The 16,493-nt window shown below is 69.8% G+C and carries 15 protein-coding genes; 4 read left to right on the top strand and 11 right to left on the bottom strand.

Annotation, left to right across the window (positions count from 1 at the left end):
• Positions 1-7 precede the first annotated feature (7 nt).
• Both FHT36_RS06895 and leuC read left to right on the top strand, forming a co-directional pair.
• Positions 8-172, top strand: a complete 165-nt coding sequence (locus FHT36_RS06895; protein ID WP_169121526.1) for a hypothetical protein — start codon at positions 8-10, stop codon at positions 170-172.
• A gap of 106 nt (positions 173-278) precedes the next feature.
• Positions 279-1,703 carry a 3-isopropylmalate dehydratase large subunit gene (leuC, locus tag FHT36_RS06890; protein ID WP_169121772.1) on the top strand — a complete coding sequence of 475 codons (1,425 nt, stop codon included), beginning with the start codon at positions 279-281 and terminating at the stop codon, positions 1,701-1,703.
• 64 nt (positions 1,704-1,767) lie between these two features.
• Here leuC and FHT36_RS06885 read toward each other — a convergent pair whose 3' ends face one another.
• Positions 1,768-2,778 (bottom strand): MBL fold metallo-hydrolase, encoded by a 1,011-nt coding sequence (locus tag FHT36_RS06885; RefSeq protein WP_246702072.1) that lies wholly within the window; start codon positions 2,776-2,778, stop codon positions 1,768-1,770.
• Between the two features lie 72 nt (positions 2,779-2,850).
• On the opposite strand from FHT36_RS06885, the gene FHT36_RS06880 reads away from it, so the two are divergent.
• Positions 2,851-3,639 carry an AraC family transcriptional regulator gene (locus FHT36_RS06880; RefSeq protein ID WP_169121771.1) on the top strand — a complete coding sequence of 263 codons (789 nt, stop codon included), beginning with the start codon at positions 2,851-2,853 and terminating at the stop codon, positions 3,637-3,639.
• Positions 3,640-3,646: 7 nt separating this feature from the next.
• Here FHT36_RS06880 and nadC read toward each other — a convergent pair whose 3' ends face one another.
• From nadC to FHT36_RS06830, 10 genes are all read right to left on the bottom strand, one after another.
• Positions 3,647-4,501, bottom strand: coding sequence for a carboxylating nicotinate-nucleotide diphosphorylase (gene nadC, locus FHT36_RS06875; protein WP_169121770.1), 855 nt, complete (start codon positions 4,499-4,501; stop codon positions 3,647-3,649).
• 116 nt (positions 4,502-4,617) lie between these two features.
• Positions 4,618-6,132 carry an L-aspartate oxidase gene (locus tag FHT36_RS06870; RefSeq protein WP_210257653.1) on the bottom strand — a complete coding sequence of 505 codons (1,515 nt, stop codon included), beginning with the start codon at positions 6,130-6,132 and terminating at the stop codon, positions 4,618-4,620.
• 8 nt (positions 6,133-6,140) lie between these two features.
• Positions 6,141-7,181 carry a quinolinate synthase NadA gene (gene nadA, locus FHT36_RS06865; RefSeq protein WP_246702071.1) on the bottom strand — a complete coding sequence of 347 codons (1,041 nt, stop codon included), beginning with the start codon at positions 7,179-7,181 and terminating at the stop codon, positions 6,141-6,143.
• Positions 7,182-7,239: 58 nt separating this feature from the next.
• Positions 7,240-8,169, bottom strand: a complete 930-nt coding sequence (locus FHT36_RS06860; protein ID WP_169121768.1) for an NrtR DNA-binding winged helix domain-containing protein — start codon at positions 8,167-8,169, stop codon at positions 7,240-7,242.
• Positions 8,170-8,284: 115 nt separating this feature from the next.
• Positions 8,285-9,307 carry a diguanylate cyclase domain-containing protein gene (locus tag FHT36_RS06855; RefSeq protein ID WP_169121767.1) on the bottom strand — a complete coding sequence of 341 codons (1,023 nt, stop codon included), beginning with the start codon at positions 9,305-9,307 and terminating at the stop codon, positions 8,285-8,287.
• Positions 9,304-9,897: a chemotaxis protein CheB gene (locus FHT36_RS06850; RefSeq protein ID WP_210257607.1), complete on the bottom strand. Its 594-nt coding sequence runs from the start codon at positions 9,895-9,897 to the stop codon at positions 9,304-9,306. Before FHT36_RS06850 ends, FHT36_RS06855 begins: the two co-directional genes overlap by 4 nt.
• A gap of 106 nt (positions 9,898-10,003) precedes the next feature.
• Positions 10,004-10,609, bottom strand: coding sequence for a 3-isopropylmalate dehydratase small subunit (leuD, locus tag FHT36_RS06845; protein WP_169121765.1), 606 nt, complete (start codon positions 10,607-10,609; stop codon positions 10,004-10,006).
• A gap of 189 nt (positions 10,610-10,798) precedes the next feature.
• The gene (locus tag FHT36_RS06840) at positions 10,799-11,356 is read right to left on the bottom strand and encodes a cytochrome b (protein ID WP_229645577.1); all 558 of its coding nucleotides are present in this window, start codon (positions 11,354-11,356) and stop codon (positions 10,799-10,801) included.
• Positions 11,357-11,432: 76 nt separating this feature from the next.
• Positions 11,433-11,864: a metallopeptidase family protein gene (locus FHT36_RS06835; protein WP_169121763.1), complete on the bottom strand. Its 432-nt coding sequence runs from the start codon at positions 11,862-11,864 to the stop codon at positions 11,433-11,435.
• Between the two features lie 642 nt (positions 11,865-12,506).
• Entirely contained in the window at positions 12,507-15,110 is a 2,604-nt protein-coding gene (locus FHT36_RS06830; protein WP_169121762.1) for a ligase-associated DNA damage response DEXH box helicase, read from the bottom strand.
• Positions 15,111-15,279: 169 nt separating this feature from the next.
• Between FHT36_RS06830 and ftsW the strand changes: the two genes are divergently transcribed.
• A complete protein-coding gene (ftsW, locus tag FHT36_RS06825; protein WP_169121761.1) occupies positions 15,280-16,491 on the top strand; it encodes a putative lipid II flippase FtsW in 1,212 nt (403 codons plus the stop codon).
• Positions 16,492-16,493 lie beyond the last annotated feature (2 nt).

Below are 16,493 nucleotides of genomic sequence, written 5' to 3'. Positions count from 1 at the left end.
CCGCCCCATGCGACGCACGTGTGACCATCGCTTCAGCCTCGACCGGGCCGCCCATTGCGGCGCCGGGCCGTTCGCGCGCACGACGATGGAGTTCGCGGCGGTCCCCGACCATGTGCGCCTGCCGGGCCGTTTCTTCGGCCGCTTCACGACAGCGGCCTCCTCGGTGCTTTGACGCCCGCATGGTGACGCGCCCATAAGCGGCGCCACGGATACCGCCCCCCATCGTTACCGGCCCGGCCGCACCGACGCGCGCCGGCCTTTCCTCAGGACACGACGCGATGAACGCCCCGGTCAACGGCCCCAAGACGCTCTACGACAAGATCTTCGACGACCACGTCGTCTCCCGGCAGGATGACGGCACTTGCCTGCTCTACATCGACCGCCACCTGGTGCACGAAGTGACCAGCCCCCAGGCGTTCGAGGGCCTGCGCATGACCGGCCGCAAGGTGCGCGCGCCGCAGAAGACCCTCGCCGTGGTGGACCACAACGTCCCCACCACCGACCGCACCTTGCCGAACCCGGACCCGGAGAGCGTCGCCCAGATCGCCGCGCTCGCCGAGAACACCAAGGAATTCGGCGTCGAATATTATGACGGCTTCGACAAGCGCCAGGGCGTGGTGCACGTGGTCGGCCCCGAGCAGGGCTTCACCTTGCCCGGCACCACCATCGTCTGCGGCGACAGCCACACCTCCACCCACGGCGCGTTCGGCGCGCTCGCCCATGGCATCGGCACGTCCGAGGTGGAGCATGTGCTCGCCACCCAGACGCTGATCCAGAAGAAGGCGAAGAACATGCGCGTCACCGTCTCCGGGCCCCTGCCCGAAGGCGTCGGCGCCAAGGACGTGGTGCTCGCCATCATCGGCACCATCGGCACGGCGGGCGGCACCGGCTACGTCATCGAATATGCCGGCGAAGGCATCACCTCCCTCTCCATGGAAGGGCGGATGACCGTCTGCAACATGTCCATCGAGGGCGGCGCCCGCGCGGGCATGGTGGCCCCCGACGAGAAGGCGTTCGAGTATCTCAAGGGCCGGCCGAAGTCCCCCAAGGGCGCCGACTGGGATGCCGCGCTGCGCTTCTGGCAGACCCTGCGCTCGGACGAGGGCGCGCATTTCGACGCCGAGATCCATCTCGACGGCGCCAATTTGCCGCCCATCGTCTCCTGGGGCACCAGCCCCGAGGACGTGGTCTCGGTGGAAGGCTTCGTGCCCGATCCCGCGCTCATCGAGGACGAGGGCAAGCGCGCCGCCAAGATCCGGGCGCTGGGTTATATGGGCCTCTCCGCCGGCACCAAGATCACCGACATCACCATCGACCGCGCCTTCATCGGCTCCTGCACCAACGGGCGCATCGAGGACCTGCGGCAGGCGGCGGCCATCGCCCGCGGCCACAAGGTGAATCCGAACGTCTCCGCCATGGTCGTGCCGGGCTCCGGCCTGGTGAAGGAGCAGGCCGAGGCCGAGGGTCTGGACAAGATCTTCATCGAGGCGGGCTTCGAGTGGCGCGAGCCGGGCTGCTCCATGTGCCTCGCCATGAATGCCGACCGCCTCGCCCCCGAGGAGCGCTGCGCCTCCACCTCGAACCGCAATTTCGAGGGCCGTCAGGGCTTCAAGGGCCGCACCCACCTCGTCTCCCCCGCCATGGCGGCGGCGGCGGCCATCGCCGGCCACTTCGTGGACGTGCGGAACTGGCCGAAGGCGTGAGCGCTTTCCCTTACTGAGCACGGACGGCCGGGCCTCATCGCCCGGCCGTTTTCGTTTCCGGGCCTCACTCCGCCAGTTGGTAGGTGAGGGGGAGCCAACGATAGGCTGTGCCCGCCCGCTCCACATAGCCCACCGACGGGAAGGACGTGTGATAGCCCACCACCGGGATGCGGTCGGTGGCGGCCATATCGTAGATGCGCTTGCGGGTGGCGGCGCCCTGCGTCTTGTCCATATCGAACAGGGCGTGCCACTCGGGATGGGCCAGCGACGCCACCTCGTGGTGGGCGCAGTCGCCCCAGATCAGCAGCCGCTTGCCCCCGCTCTCCAGGTGGAACGCCAGATGACCGGGCGTGTGCCCGAAGGCTTCCACCGCATGGATGCCGGGCACGATCTCGGCGCCCGGTCGCACCCGGGTGACGCGGTCGGCGAAGGGGGCGAGGTTGCGGGCGAACACTTGCGCGGTCGCGTGTTCGAGGCTGTCGGGCGCCGCCGCGCGCCGTTCGGGCGCGGCCCAGAAGGAATATTCCGCTTCGCCGATGACGTAGCGGGCCTTGGGAAACACCTCCTTGCCCGCCTCCACCAGCCCGCCGATATGGTCCACATGGGCGTGGGAGAGCACCACCACGTCCACCTGCTCTGGGGCATAGCCGGCGGCGGCGATCTGTTGGGTGAGCCATCCGCCGTTCGGCCTCGGGATGAAGCCGTTCGCGCCGTTGCCGGCATCGAACAGCACGAGCTGCGCGCCGGTATTCACCAGCGTGGGGGTGAAGCCGGGCCGGAAGCGCTTTTCCGGCAGCAGGCTGGCCTGCATCAGCGCCGCGACCTCCCCGGCCGGCCGGTCCTCGCCGACGATGGGCCACGGGCCGTCGATCATGGCGGCGGCGTCCAGCACGGTCGTCACCTCGAACGCGCCCAGACGGAAGCGGAAGGGCGTGACGGGGAGGGCGCCGCGCTCGGGCGCCGTTGCGCTGGCCCGGCCCGGGCGCAGGAGGGCCGGCGCGGCGATGGCGGCGGCAAGGAGGGCACGGCGGCTGGGCGCGCCGGGCCGGAATGGCATAGCCGGATCTGTCTGCATGGCGGTCCCCCTGCGGGCCGCTTTGTGCAGCCCGTGGCGATGTGATGAAGTGCCGGCGGGAGGAGCCTAGGCATGGGCACGCGGCCCCGCTTGTACGAACGTGCTGCGACGGGGCAGGACCTCGGGCCGCTCTGGTTCTTGGATGCGGGCCGGACCTTCTTCGCCGGGCCGCTCAACTACAATGCCCCGCACCAGCACGGCGCCCCGGTGTTCCTGGCCGGGCTCTACGGGCCGTTCGGGCTCAGGGTCCAGGGCGGCAGCTGGCAGGCGTGCCGCACCGCGCTCGTGCCGGCCGGGATGTTGCATGAGCTGGACGTGGGGGGCGAGCCCATCGCGGTCTTCTATCTCGAGCCGAGCATCGACGGCGCCCATGCGCTCGCGCCTCTGGTGGCCAATGCGCGCGAAGAACAGGGCGCCCTCTTCGGCGGCGGCAACGCGCTGCCACTGCTGCGCGAATTATGGGAGGCGCCGGACGCGGCCGGCTGGGCCGGCGAGGCCCTCGCCGACATGGTGGATGTCTCCCGCCGCCGCGCCCGTGCCGGGCTCGATCCCCGCATCCAGCGGGTGGCGGCGGCGATGGCCGACGCGGAGCGCGTGCCGGAGCTTGCCGCCCTCGCCCGCAAAGTGGGCCTGTCTCCCTCGCGCCTGCAGCACCTCTTCACCGCCGAGATGGGCGTGCCCTTCCGCCGCTACCGTGCCTGGGGGCGGATGCGGCGGGCCATCGCCGAGATCGCCGACGGCAGCAGCTTCACCGCCGCCGCCCATGCGGCCGGCTTTGCCGACCAGGCCCATTTCACCCACGACTTCCGCCGCACCTTCGGCGCGGCGCCGTCCCAGAGCCTGCGCGGCGTGCGCCTGTGATCCGGCGTCAGCCCACCCAGTCGAGGCCGATGTCGAGGATGGGGGCGCTGTGGGTCAGCCAGCCCACGGAGATGAGGTCCACGCCCGATGCCGCGATGGCCGGGGCCGTCTCGCGGTTCACCCGGCCCGAGGCCTCGGTGAGCATCCGCCCGCCGACCATGCGCACGGCCTCGGCGAGGGTGGCGGGGGGCATGTTGTCGAGCAGCACCGCGTCGGCGCCCAGCGTCAGCAATTCCTCGAGCTGGGCGAGGGTGTCCACTTCCACCTCCACCTTCACCATGTGACCGGCGCGGGCGCGCACGCGCTTCACCGCCTCGGCCACCGAGCCGGCAATGGCGACGTGGTTGTCCTTCACCAGCACCGCATCATCGAGGCCGAAGCGGTGGTTGGCGCCGCCGCCAGCGCGCACGGCGTATTTCTCCAGCGCGCGCAGGCCCGGCGTGGTCTTGCGGGTGCAGACGATCTGCGCCTTGTGGCCCGCCACCGCATCCGCCAGCGAGGCGGTGGCCGTGGCGATGCCGGAGAGGCGGCAGGCGAGGTTGAGGCCGGTGCGCTCGCCGGTGAGCAGCGCGCGCGAGGGACCCTCCACCTCGGCGAGCACGGTGCCCGGGGCGACACGCGCGCCGTCCGCCACCACGGGTGTGAAGCGCACGTCCGGGTTCAGCAGGCGGAAGGCGAGGCGGGCGCAGTCGAGCCCCGCCACCACGCCGTCCTGACGGGCGGCCAGCACGAGGCGGCTGACGTGTCCGGCCGGCACCACCGCATCGGTGGTGATGTCCCCGGCGCGGCCGAGATCTTCCAGCAGCGCGGCGCGGACGATGGGCTCCACCATCAGTTCGGGGAGCGGGTCGAGGGCGGCCATGGCGGCTCCGTTCGATGGGATCATTTCCCCGTTTCGCGGAACGGGGAAATGGTCCACGTTATTGAGTTGACGCATTTTCTTCACGCGAACCGGTACCCACTTCGCTCGAAAATGCTTTAGGCAAAAGCGAGGTCCGGCACGCGCACGCGCCGGGCGGCGGCGAGCGCCGCGGGAAGGGTGATGCGCGAGCGCCGGGCGATCGGCGCGGTGTCGGGAAAATCCGTGCGCGCATGGGCGCCGCGACTCTCGGTGCGGGCGAGGGCCGAGGCCGCCATCATCAGGCCGACGCGGGCCGGGGCGGCGGCCGGGGTCGCGCTTTCGGCCAAAGGCAGCAGGCGCTGGAGCGCCGCCGTCAGCCCCTCCGCATCGCGGGTGACGCCGACCAGCCGCGAGACGATGGCGCGGGCCGGAGCCGCGTCCGCCGCCGGGGGCAAAGCGGACGGGGCGGGGACGATCGCGCGTCTGGCCGCGCGGCCGGCGATATCGTTTGCCGCGTCCCGCCCGCACACCACGGCTTCCAGCAGGGAGTTGGAGGCGAGGCGGTTGGCGCCGTGCAGGCCCGTGGCGGCACACTCGCCCGCCGCCCAGAGGCCGGGGACGGTGCTGCGGCCATGTGCGTCCACCGCGATGCCGCCCATGTGGTAGTGCGCGGCGGGGCGGATCGGCACGAGATCGGTGGCCGGATCGATGCCGGCGGCGCGGCAGCCCGCCGCCACCTGCGGGAAGCGGGTGGCGAAGCGCGCGCCGAGGCTGGCGCGGGCATCGAGGAACACCTCGCATCCGGCCACCAATTCGCGCCAGACGGCGCGGGCCACCACGTCGCGCGGCGCCAGCTCCTTCCCCGGCACGTGTTCGAGAATGCGCCGGCCGCTGCCGTCCACGATGAGCGCGCCTTCCCCGCGCACCGCCTCGCTGATGAGCGGGAGGGGGCGGGCGGGCGTGGCCAGCGCGGTGGGGTGGAACTGCACGAATTCGAGGTCCGCGAGCTCCGCCCCGGCCTCGGCGGCCAGCGCGATCCCCACGCCCCAGGAGGCGACGGGATTGGTGGTGTGTTCGTAGAGCGCGCCGACACCGCCCGTCGCCAGCACGAGGCGGCGTGTGGTGAGCACCCGCGCGCCCTCGGCCGTGGCCACGAGCAGGCCGCAGACTTCGCCGTCGCGCATCAGGATGCGCCGCGCCTCGCCTTCGACAAGCGTGATGGAGGGGCAGGCGCGGGCGGCTTCCGACAAAGCGCGCACCAGTTCCCGCCCGGTGCCGTCGCCATCCGCATGGACGATGCGGCGCCGGCTGTGGGCGGCTTCGAGGCCGAGCAGCAGGCCGCCGGCCGCGTCGCGATCGAAGCGCACGCCGAGGCGTTCGAGGGCGGCGATGGCCTCCGGCCCGGCGGACAGGATGCGGCGGGCGGCCTCGGCATCGCAGAGGCCGTCGCCCGCCGCCAGCGTGTCCGCGAGGTGGAGGGCGTCATCGTCATCCAGCCCGACGCTGGCGGCAATACCGCCCTGCGCCAGCGGGCTGGAGCCATCCGCGCCGAGCGGGGCGCGGGTCACGAGCACCACCGGCTCGGGGGCGAGGAAGAGGGCGGCCGCGAGCCCGGCGATGCCGGCGCCGATAATGACCGGCTGGCCATCCATCACGCGGGTCACAGCGCCAGCATCCGCTCGACCGAGCCCCGGGCGCGCGCGGCGATCTCGGGGTCGATGGTGACTTCGTGGAGGTTGTTCTCCAGCGCTGCCCGGATGTTGCGCAGCGTGATCTTCTTCATGTGCGGGCAAAGATTGCAGGGGCGCACGAAGTCGATGTCGGGATAGTGGACCGCCACGTTGTCGGCCATGGAGCATTCGGTGAGAAGCACCACGCGGGGCGGGCGCTTCTCGCTCACATAGTCGCTCATGGCGGCGGTGGAGCCGGCGAAGTCGGCTTCCGCCACCACGTCCGGCGGGCATTCCGGGTGGACGAGCACGGTGACGCCGGGATTGGCGGCGCGCAGTTCGCGCACGTCGGCGGCGGTGAACAGCTCGTGCACCTCGCACTGGCCGGCCCAGGAGATGATGTCGATGCCGGTTTCGGCAGCGACGTTCTTCGCCAGATACTGGTCCGGCAACATGATGACCCTGGGCACGCCGAAGGACTTCACCACCCGCGCCGCATTGCCCGAGGTGCAGCACACGTCCACCTCGGCCTTCACGGCGGCGGAGGTGTTCACATAGGCGATCACCGGCACGCCGGGATGGGCGGCGCGCATGAGGCGCACGTCGGCGGCGGTGATGGAATCGGCCAGCGAGCAGCCGGCGTCCTGATCCGGGATGAGCACGGTCTTGCCCGGGTTCAGCAGCTTCGCCGTCTCGGCCATGAAGTAGACGCCGGCGAGCACGATCACGTCCGCATCCACCCGCATGGCCTCGCGGGCCAGCGCCAGGCTGTCGCCCACAATGTCGGCGACGCAGTGGAAGATTTCCGGCGTCTGGTAATTGTGCGCGAGGATGACGGCGTTGCGCTCGCGCTTCAGCCGGAGGATGGCCTCCGCGTCCTCGGCCAGGAAGGCCCAGTCGGCGGGCGGCACCACCCGTCGGATCTTCTCATAGAGGGGCGCAGTGCGGGCGAAAGCCTCGGCCAGCGCCTCGGGCGTGGCTTGAAGCGCGGGGCGCGCGGCGGGGACGGCAGAGAGGGCGGATACGACCATTGTCTATACTCAGTTTGAGCATATGGTGGGCATATGCTTATCCTGAGCATAAGTCTTGTCAAGAGCGTGCGAGGGGCAATTTGGTCCCAGCGAAGGCCCGCTCCTCCACCACCGCATGGCGGAAGCGGAAGAGTTTCGCAGGCCGGCCAAGGGTTTCGGTGGTGGCGCCGCCGGCTTCCTCCACCAGTTCCTGCTGCTCCATCAGCCGGCGAAAATTCTGCTTGTGCAGCGTCCGCCCGGCGATCGCCTCCACGCAGCGCTGCAGCTGGAGCAATGTGAAGGTGGGGGGCATCAGCTCGAACACCACCGGGCGGTATTTGATCTTGGCCCTGAGCCGCGCGATGGCGGTGGCGAGGATGCGCCGGTGATCGGCGATCATCGCCCGGCCGGCGCCCGCGGCCTCCTCCCGCCCCTCGCGGCGCAGGCGCTCGGCGACGATGCCGGCCTCGAAGAGCAGTTCGTAACGCTGGAGGGTCAGCTCCTCGTTCCAGGTCGCGCCGTCGAGCCCGAAGCTGATGGCGGCGCGCTGGCGGCGGTGGCTGCGCTCCGCCGCCGAGGGGGCAGATTCGGCCCAGGCGGCGAGGGCTGGCGCCAGCGTTGCGGCGATGACGGGGGGCGGGCCGTCGCGGTGGTCCTCCCACGGGAAGTATTCATACCAGCCGTGCCACTCGGCGGCGCCGGCCGTGGCCGCCTGCTCGCGGGCGAGGCCGAGATAGGAGATGGAGATGGTGCGCGCGGCGCTCTCCGCCCCTGCGCGGTCCTTGTCGGCAAAGGTGTAGAGCTGCTCGAGATAGCCGAGCGGATGGTGGGTGCGCTGCTCCACCCAGTCGCGCAGGCCCTGCTGGAGCGAGCGGTGGGCCAGCTCGAACGGGCCGGACGGCAAGGCGGACCCGTGCTCCACCGTCATCACCCGCGGCTCGCCGCCCGTCACGGCCGCGAGCACGGCGATGAGGTCGACGACGACGGATCGGCTGGCGGACCTCGGCATGAAGCTCCCGAAGGCGGTAGGCGGGCGATGGGCGGGCCATCCGCCCGCGTCTTCGGGATATCATGGCCGCGCCGGGCTGCGAAGGCGCGCCGTTAGCGCCTTCAGGGGCAGCACCTCAGGCGGACTGCACCGCCGCGCGGGCGACGGCGAGGCGCACGCCGTCCTTGCCCTGCTGCTTCACCTCGTACATGGCCGTGTCGGCGAGGCGGATCAGCTCGTTCTCGTCCGTGGAATGGCGCGGATAGAGCGCGATGCCGATGCTGGCGCCGACGCTGACCGTATAGGCCTGGTCGTTGTAGGAGACGATATAGGGCTCGCGCAGCATCTCGCACAGGCGCTGGCCCTGGGCGTGGGCGGCATCACCATCGGTGAGGTCCACCATGATGACGGCGAATTCGTCGCCCGACAGACGGACGGCGAAATCCTCCTGCCTGAGGTTTCCGCGCAGCCGGTTGGCGATGGCGCAGAGCAGCTTGTCGCCGACCCCGTGGCCGTGCCGGTCGTTGACCTGCTTGAAGCCGTCGATGTCGATGTAGAGCAGGGCGAATTCCCGCCCGTGGCGCTGCGCCTGCGCGCGCGCGCGGGTCAGGTGCTCCACGAACAGGATGCGGTTGCCGAGGCCGGTCAAGGCGTCGTGGGTCGCCATGTGGCGGATCTGCTTCTCGACCCGGCGGCGCTCCTCGATCTCGATCTCCAGCTGCCGGTTGCGCTTCTCCAGCTCTTCCAGCGCGCCCTTCAGGCGCAGCTTGGAAATGTGCAGGTCGAGAAAGACCGTGACCTTGGAGAGGAGCACGGCGTCGTTGATGGGCTTGGCGATGTAGTCCACCGCGCCGAAGGTGTAGCCCTTCAGCCGGTTGATGTCGTCATGATAGGCGGCGGTCACGAACACGATGGGGATGTCGCAGGTGTCCGGGTCGTTGTTGAGGAGGGAGGCCACCTCGAACCCGTCCATGTCCGGCATCTGCACATCGAGCAGGATGAGCGCGAAGCGGTGGTCGAGGCAGAGCGCCAGCGCCTCGTTGCCGGAATGGGCCTCGTAGATCTCGGCCTTCACCGGCGCGAGCAGGCGGCGCATGCCGACGAGATTCGCACGCACGTCATCGACGACGAGGATCTTGGGCAGGTCGGCCGTGCTCATTCGGCCATCCTCGGTCTCAGGGGCCCGCTCAAGCCGGCGCGCGGGTTGCGGCCGAACGTGGTGAGCGCCGCGGCGAGCACGGCCAGCGGGGCGCAGAGGTCCGCGCCGGCGCACTGAAGTGCGGCCAGCGGCATGGTATCGACCTCGGCTTCTGACGGCTCCTGCACGAGGGCACGGCCTCCTAGTTCCCGAATGCGCTTCAGTCCCTCGGCTCCGTCGCTGCTGGCGCCGGTGAGGACGACGCCAGCCAGAGCGTCACCGTAGGCCTCGGCGGCGCTGGCGAACAGAACGTCGATTGCGGGACGCGAATAACATACCCGTGGGTCAACCGAGAGTGAAAAACGTCGGTCGCGCCCCACCTCTAAGTGGTACCCGCTGGGTGCGACATGAACAAGGCCGCCGGAAAGCGGGCATCGCTCCTGCGCCAGGACGACGGTCCGGCCGGAGAGGCGGGCGAGGATGGTGTGGAGCATGTCCGGCCCGTCCGCGCCCACATGATTGACCACGGCGATGCCGACATCGGGCCCGGCATCGAGCGCGGCCAGCAGGCGTCCGAGGGCCGGAGGCCCGCCGGCAGACGCGCCGATCACGATGGCGCGCGGTGCGGGCTCCGCCCCCGCGCACGGGGGGGAACGGACCGGGGATGGTTCCATCGCCCGCCCGTCCTCCTGTCAGCGCCGCGGCCGGCTCACGGCGTCACAGCCAGGGCTGCTCGGCGCCCTTGGCGGCTTCGTACTGGTCGATGGCCGGCGCCTTCTGAAGGGTGAGGCCGATATCGTCCAGCCCCTCGACCAGGCAGCGCTTGCGGAAGGGGTCGATCTCGAACTTGACCACGCCACCGTCCGGGCCGCGGATTTCCTGAGCCGGCAGGTCGATGGTGAGGGTGGCGTTGGCGCCGCGCTCGGCGTCGTCGAACAGCTTGTCCAAGTCGTCCTTGGAGACGACGATGGGCAGAATGCCGTTCTTGAAGCAGTTGTTGTAGAAGATGTCCGCGAACGACGTGGAGATCACGCAGCGGATGCCGAAGTCGAGCAGCGCCCACGGCGCGTGCTCACGCGAGGAGCCGCAGCCGAAATTGTCGCCGGCGACGAGGATCTTGGAGGAGCGGTAGGCGGGCTGGTTCAGCACGAAGCCGGGGTTCTCGGCGCCGTCGTCGAGATAGCGCATCTCGGAGAACAGCCCCTTGCCGAGGCCGGTGCGCTGGATCGTCTTCAGATACTGCTTGGGGATGATCATGTCGGTGTCGACATTGACCAGCTTCATCGGCGCCGCGACGCCCTCCAGGACCGTGAACTTCTCCATGGGACCTTCTGCCTTGTCTCGTCTGTCGGGTCTCGTCTGCCGGGCTTCGGTGGCCGAAAGCCCGGCGGCGCAGCCCGTGTAATACGGAGCGCCGGACGCGCCCCGCGGGGCGCACCCTCAAAGACCATCCATAACAGGCACGCTTGGCCTTGCACAGCGCCTTGGCCGGGCGGGGCCTGCACGCCCCGTTCAGGGGGCGAGGCGTTCCGGCAGCATGCGCTTCAGCACGTCGTCCTTGAGCACCACGTGGTGGAGCACGGCGGCGGCCGCATGCAGCACGGCGAGGATGATGACGGCATTGGCCATCAGCTCGTGGATCTCCTGCACCTGCTTGCCCAGATCGCGGTTCACCGCGATGGGCGAGGGAATGGTGAAGAGCGAGAAGAAGGACACGGCGTTGCCGCGCAGGAAGGCGAGATAGACGCCGAGCGCGAGCGTGGCGATGAGCGCGAGGTAGAGCAGCCCGTGCACGATGTGCGAGGCGATGGCCACCGGCCGGCTGATCTGCGTCGAGGCCGGCGGGTTGCGGCCGAAGATGCGCACGGGGATGCGCACCGCCAGGAGGGCGATGAGGAGGAGACCCACCGAGATGTGGACCCACCACACCATGCCCCGCGCCGGGGTGCCCCGCGCGAAGAAGGCTTCCAGATAGGTGACGCCGAACGCCGTGAACACGGCGATGGCGGTAAGCCAGTGCAGGGCGCGCAGAGCGGGCCCATAGCGGGTCAGGCTGGTATCGACGGGCATGGAGGCCTCCTTCTTTGGAGTCATTCTAGAAAGTGGGAGGCCAAGGTCTAGTGCGAAGGGCGTGTTGTCCCTGCGGTCAATTGGCCCGGTCCTCGATCGCCTCCATGTCGTCGTCGCTGAGGCCGAAATGATGGCCGATCTCGTGCACCAGCACGTGGGTGACCACGTCGCCGAGGGTTTCCTCGTTTTCGGCCCAGTAATCGAGGATCGGGCGGCGATAGAGGAACACCATGTTGGGCATCTGCCCGGTCTGGGCCACCGCCCCACCCTGCGCGCGGCCGATGCCGTGGAACAGGCCGAGCAGGTCGAAAGGGGTTTCTGCGCCCAACTCGTCCAGCACCTCGTCGGTGGGAAAGTCCTCCACCTTGATGACCAGGCCCTGGCAGAGGGCGCGGAACGAGTCCGGCAGGCCGGCGAAGGCCTCTTCCGCCAGCTGCTCCAGTTCTTCCAGCGACGGGGCCTCCACATCGCGCCATCGGCTCTTCGACGGTACGCCGGTCAACGACATGCTTCCCCTCCTACCGGTTACATCCGCGTTACTTCATATTGCGCCGCAACATCACGCGCCGCTGAAGTCGTCGCCGGGGCGGCCCCGTTGGGGACTGTTGCACGCCCGGCGTCACGGACCCGTGACTTTCCTGAACACTTCGTTAACGCAAGCATCAAACAGGGTTCAGGGTGACTTGGTTAAGGAACTCTTAATCCACCTGCATCGTTGTCGGTGCAGAACGGGATCTTACGGGATCTGGGAGTAAAGCCATGCTGCGCAAGATTGCTGTCACCGGTGCTCTGGTGTCCATCCTTGGTATCGCTGCGTTTTTCGCCCCGCACGAGGCGAGCGCGGCGTCTGTCGCGACGGTCGTGGGCTCGGTCTTCTGAGTCAGCGGAAGATTGTGCGGGCCTTTTGTGCCCTGGTCGATCACGCGATTGTGATGCCATTGGAGCCGGTTCAAAGTTGCTCGTCTCTTGGATGCAACAGCTCCGATTTGTCTTCGCAGGTGCGAAATGCACCGCGGGGACGGGACGTGGCGAGCCGCAAAGGCTTGCCGCGCGGGAATTCCATGTGCTTGAGCGCAGCGGGCCCGATGCCCGCAGGCGGGGCTGGGTGATTCGCGCAAGGCGGGCCTGACAGTCCCGGCGGGGCTGACCCTCATTCTGTCGCCGCCCGCACCAGTTCCTCTTCGGCTTCCGCAAGCAGCGCCTCGTTGGCATCGCCGCCCACGCTCTCCCGCCCGATTTCCAGCAGCACCGGCACGGCCAGCGGCGACACGCGCGGCAGCGGCTGGTGCACCACATGCCCGCGGATGCGCGCCAGCATCTCCCCGAGACGCTTCACGTCCAGCAGCCCCGTCGCCGCGTCCGCCCGCGCGGCGCGCAGCAGCAGGTGGTCCGGCTCGTGCCGGCGCAGCACGTCATAGATCAGGTCGGTGGAGACGGTGACCTGTCGAGAGGTCTTCTCCTTACCCGGAAACCGCCGCTCGATGAGCCCGGCAATGACGGCGCAATAGCGGAACGTCCGCTTCATCAGCGCGCTTTCGGCAAGCCACGCCTCCAGGTCGTCACCCAGCATGTCCTGATCGAACAGATCGTCCAGCGAGAGCCGCCGGTCGCTGATGGCCGCCCCCATATCGCCGGCCGCATAGACGGCGAGGGCGTAGTCATTGGCGACGAAGCCCAGCGGCTTCAGCCGCGCGCGCTCCAGCCGGCGGGTCAGAAGCATGCCCAGCGTCTGGTGGGCGAGCCGGCCTTCAAAGGGGTAGGTGACGAGGTAATAGCGCCCCGACCGCTCGAACGTCTCGACCAGAAGATCGTCCCGGCCGGGCAGGCGGGACTTGGCCTTCTGCAGTTCCAGCCAGTCGCGCACCTGGGGCGGCAGCGCGGCCCAGCGCTCCGGCGCGGAGAGCAGCGCGCGCACGCCGGCGGCGAGGAAGGTGGACAAGGGGAACTTGCCGCCCGCATAGGCCGGCACCTTCGGCTCGGTGGCGGTGGTGCGCGAGACATAGACCTCGTCCTCCACCAGCACCTCGTAGCGTAGGATCTCCCCGGCGAAGACGAAGGTGTCGCCAGGCACCAGCGTCTCGACGAAATACTCCTCCACCTCGCCCAGCAGCCGCCCGCCGAAGCGCACCCGGCCCGCCACCCCGGTCTTGGCTGCCCCGCGCGCCGAGACGAGGCGTACCTTGAGCATGGAGGCTTCCACGATGGTGCCCACATTCAGCCGGTAGGCCTGCGCGATCATCGGATTGGCGACGCGCCACAGGCCGTCCTTGGTGCGGCGGATCTTGGCGTAGCGCTCATAGGCGCGCAGCGCATAGCCGCCGGTGGCGACGAAATCGAGCGCCGCATCGAAATCCGCGCGCGAGAGCGTCCGGTAGGGCGCGGCCGAACGCACCTCGCCATAAAGCGCATCGGCGGAGAAGGGTGCGGCGCAGGCCATGCCGAGGATGTGCTGGGCCAGCACGTCGAAGGCGCCCTGCCGCTCGGGCGGAGTGTCCTGCGCGCCCGCCTTCACCGCCTCCAGCGCCGCCCGGCATTCCAGCACCTCGAAGCGGTTGGCCGGGATCAGCACGGCGCGGGAGGGCTCGTCCAGCCGGTGATTGGCGCGGCCGATGCGCTGCATGAGGCGGGAGGCGCCCTTGGGCGCGCCCACATTGATGACGAGGTCCACATCGCCCCAGTCGATGCCGAGGTCGAGGGACGAGGTGGCCACCACCGCTTTCAGCTTTCCGGCCGCCATGGCCGCCTCGACCCGCCGCCGCTGCTCCACCGCCAGCGAGCCGTGATGGAGCGCGATGGGATAATTGAGGTCGTTGATGCGCCAGAGCTCCTGAAACAGGAATTCGGCCTGCCAGCGTGTGTTCACGAAGACGAGGGACAGCTTGTTGGCGCCGATCAGCTCGTAGATCTCGGCGAAGGCGTGCTGGGCCGTGTGGCTCGCCCACGGCATGCGCGCCCGGCTCTCCAGCATGGAAATGTCCGGCGCCGCTCCGCCCGCGGCGATCACGAGATCGGCCAGCGCGGGCTCGGCCGCGTCCTCATCCTGCGGCACCAGATAGCGCCTGAGGTCGTCGGGCTCCGCCACGGTGGCGGAGAGGCCGACGCATTGCAGGCCGGGGGCGATGGCGCGCAGCCGCGCGAGGGCGAGGGACAGCAGGTCGCCGCGCTTGGAGGTGACGAGGGCGTGGAGCTCGTCCAGCACCACGCGCTTCAGGCCGGAGAAGAGATGCTCGGCATCCTTCGAGGCGAGCAGAAGGGAGATCTGCTCCGGCGTGGTGAGGAGGATGTGCGGCGGGTCGCGCCGCTGCCGCTGGCGACGGGAGGCGGGCGTATCGCCGGTGCGGGTCTCCACACGGATGTCGAGCCCCATCTCCTCCACCGGGGCTTCCAGATTGCGGGCGATGTCCACCGCCAGCGCCTTCAGCGGCGAGATATAGAGCGTGTGCAGGGGCGAAGCCGGCCGCTCCGCCTGCCAGCGGGCGAAGGGCACGGCCGCCTCGCCGGTGTCGGTATCGCCGGCCTCGGCCACCGGGGGCGCGGCGGGCTTGCGGGCCTTCTTCTGCGGGCGGTTCAGCTCGATCAGGGTCGGCAGGAAGCCGGCCAGCGTCTTGCCGGCGCCCGTGGGGGCGATGAGCAGCACCGAGTGGCCGCTCTCGGCGGCGGAGATGAGGTCGAGCTGGTGCGCCCGCGGCGCCCAGCCCCGCGCGCGGAACCAGCCGGCGAACGGCTCGGGAAGGCCGGATGCCGCCTTGGACATGGTCCCGCCGGTCTTGGGTGCTTGGGTCTTGGTCGCTCTGGCCACGAGGCAAAGATAGGGCGCCGGACACCGTTTCGCGATGCCCCGGTCCCGGCAACCATCCTTAATCGGCCGTCAACCAACGCGGGGGCATGGTGCGGGAAATGTCCCGTCCCGGAGTATGCGTCCCATGATGTCGCGCGCCGACCGCACCGTCTTGAGCGAATGGTGGTGGACGGTGGACCGTGCCCTGCTGGCAAGCCTGGTCGGGCTGATGGTGATCGGCATCATCCTGTGCCTCGCCGCGAGCCCGGCGGTGGCCGCCCGCCTCAACATCGCCGACCCGTTCCACTTCGTGAACCGGCAGGTGCTGTTCCTCATCCCCGCCGCGGTGGTGATGGTCGCCACCTCGTTCATGTCGCCCCGCACCATCCGACGCACCTGCGTGGTGGTGTTCGGCGTGTTCTTCGTGCTGCTGCTGGCGACGCTCGTGTTCGGGCCGGAAGTGAAGGGCGCGCGGCGCTGGCTCACCATCGCCGGCATCACCGTGCAGCCGTCGGAATTCATCAAGCCGGCCTTCGTCATCCTCGCCGCCTGGCTGTTCGCCGAGAGCACCAAGCGGCCGGAGATGCCGGCGACTTTGTTCGCCTTCCTCCTGCTTGGCAGCGTGCTCGGGCCGCTGGTGAAGCAGCCCGACTTCGGCCAGAGCCTGCTGATCTGCCTTGTCTGGTCGTCCCTGTTCTTCCTCGCCGGCCTGCGCTGGATCTGGATGGTGGGGCTGGTCGGTGTCGGCGCGGGCGGCGGCTTCATCGCCTACATGACCGTGTCCCACGTGCAGAAGCGCATCAACCGCTTCCTCAACCCGGATTCCGGCGACACCTACCAGATCGACGCGGCGCTGAACTCGTTCCGCAGCGGGGGCTGGTTCGGCACCGGGCCGGGCGAGGGCACCATGAAGCGGATGCTCCCGGACGGCCACACGGACTTCGTGTTCGCGGTGGCGGGCGAGGAGTTCGGCATCATCCTGTGCCTCATCATCCTCGCTCTGTTCGCCTTCATCCTGCTGCGCTCGCTCTCGCGCGCCTCGAAGGAGAGCGATCCCTTCACCCGCTTCGCCATCACCGGCCTCGCGCTGCTGTTCAGCCTGCAGGCCTCCATCAACATGGCGGTGAACGTCCATATCGCGCCGGCCAAGGGCATGACGCTGCCCTTCATCTCCTATGGCGGCTCCTCGCTCATCTCCATCGCCTTCGGCATGGGGATGCTGCTGGCCCTCTCGCGCAAGCGGCCCGGCGCCGCGGCGCTGGCGCGGCTCAGCGAGGGGCACGGCGATGCGCGCCGGGGCGAGAGCCTCGCCCGTCCGGTGTCGCCGCCGCCCGCGGCGCTGGCGGACCCGGCCTGATC

The organism is Xanthobacter sp. SG618, from assembly GCF_012932745.1.
Classification (GTDB): domain Bacteria; phylum Pseudomonadota; class Alphaproteobacteria; order Rhizobiales; family Xanthobacteraceae; genus Xanthobacter; species Xanthobacter flavus.
The sequence above is the reverse complement of the archived record's forward strand: the minus strand, read 5'-3'. Positions and strand labels throughout refer to the sequence as shown.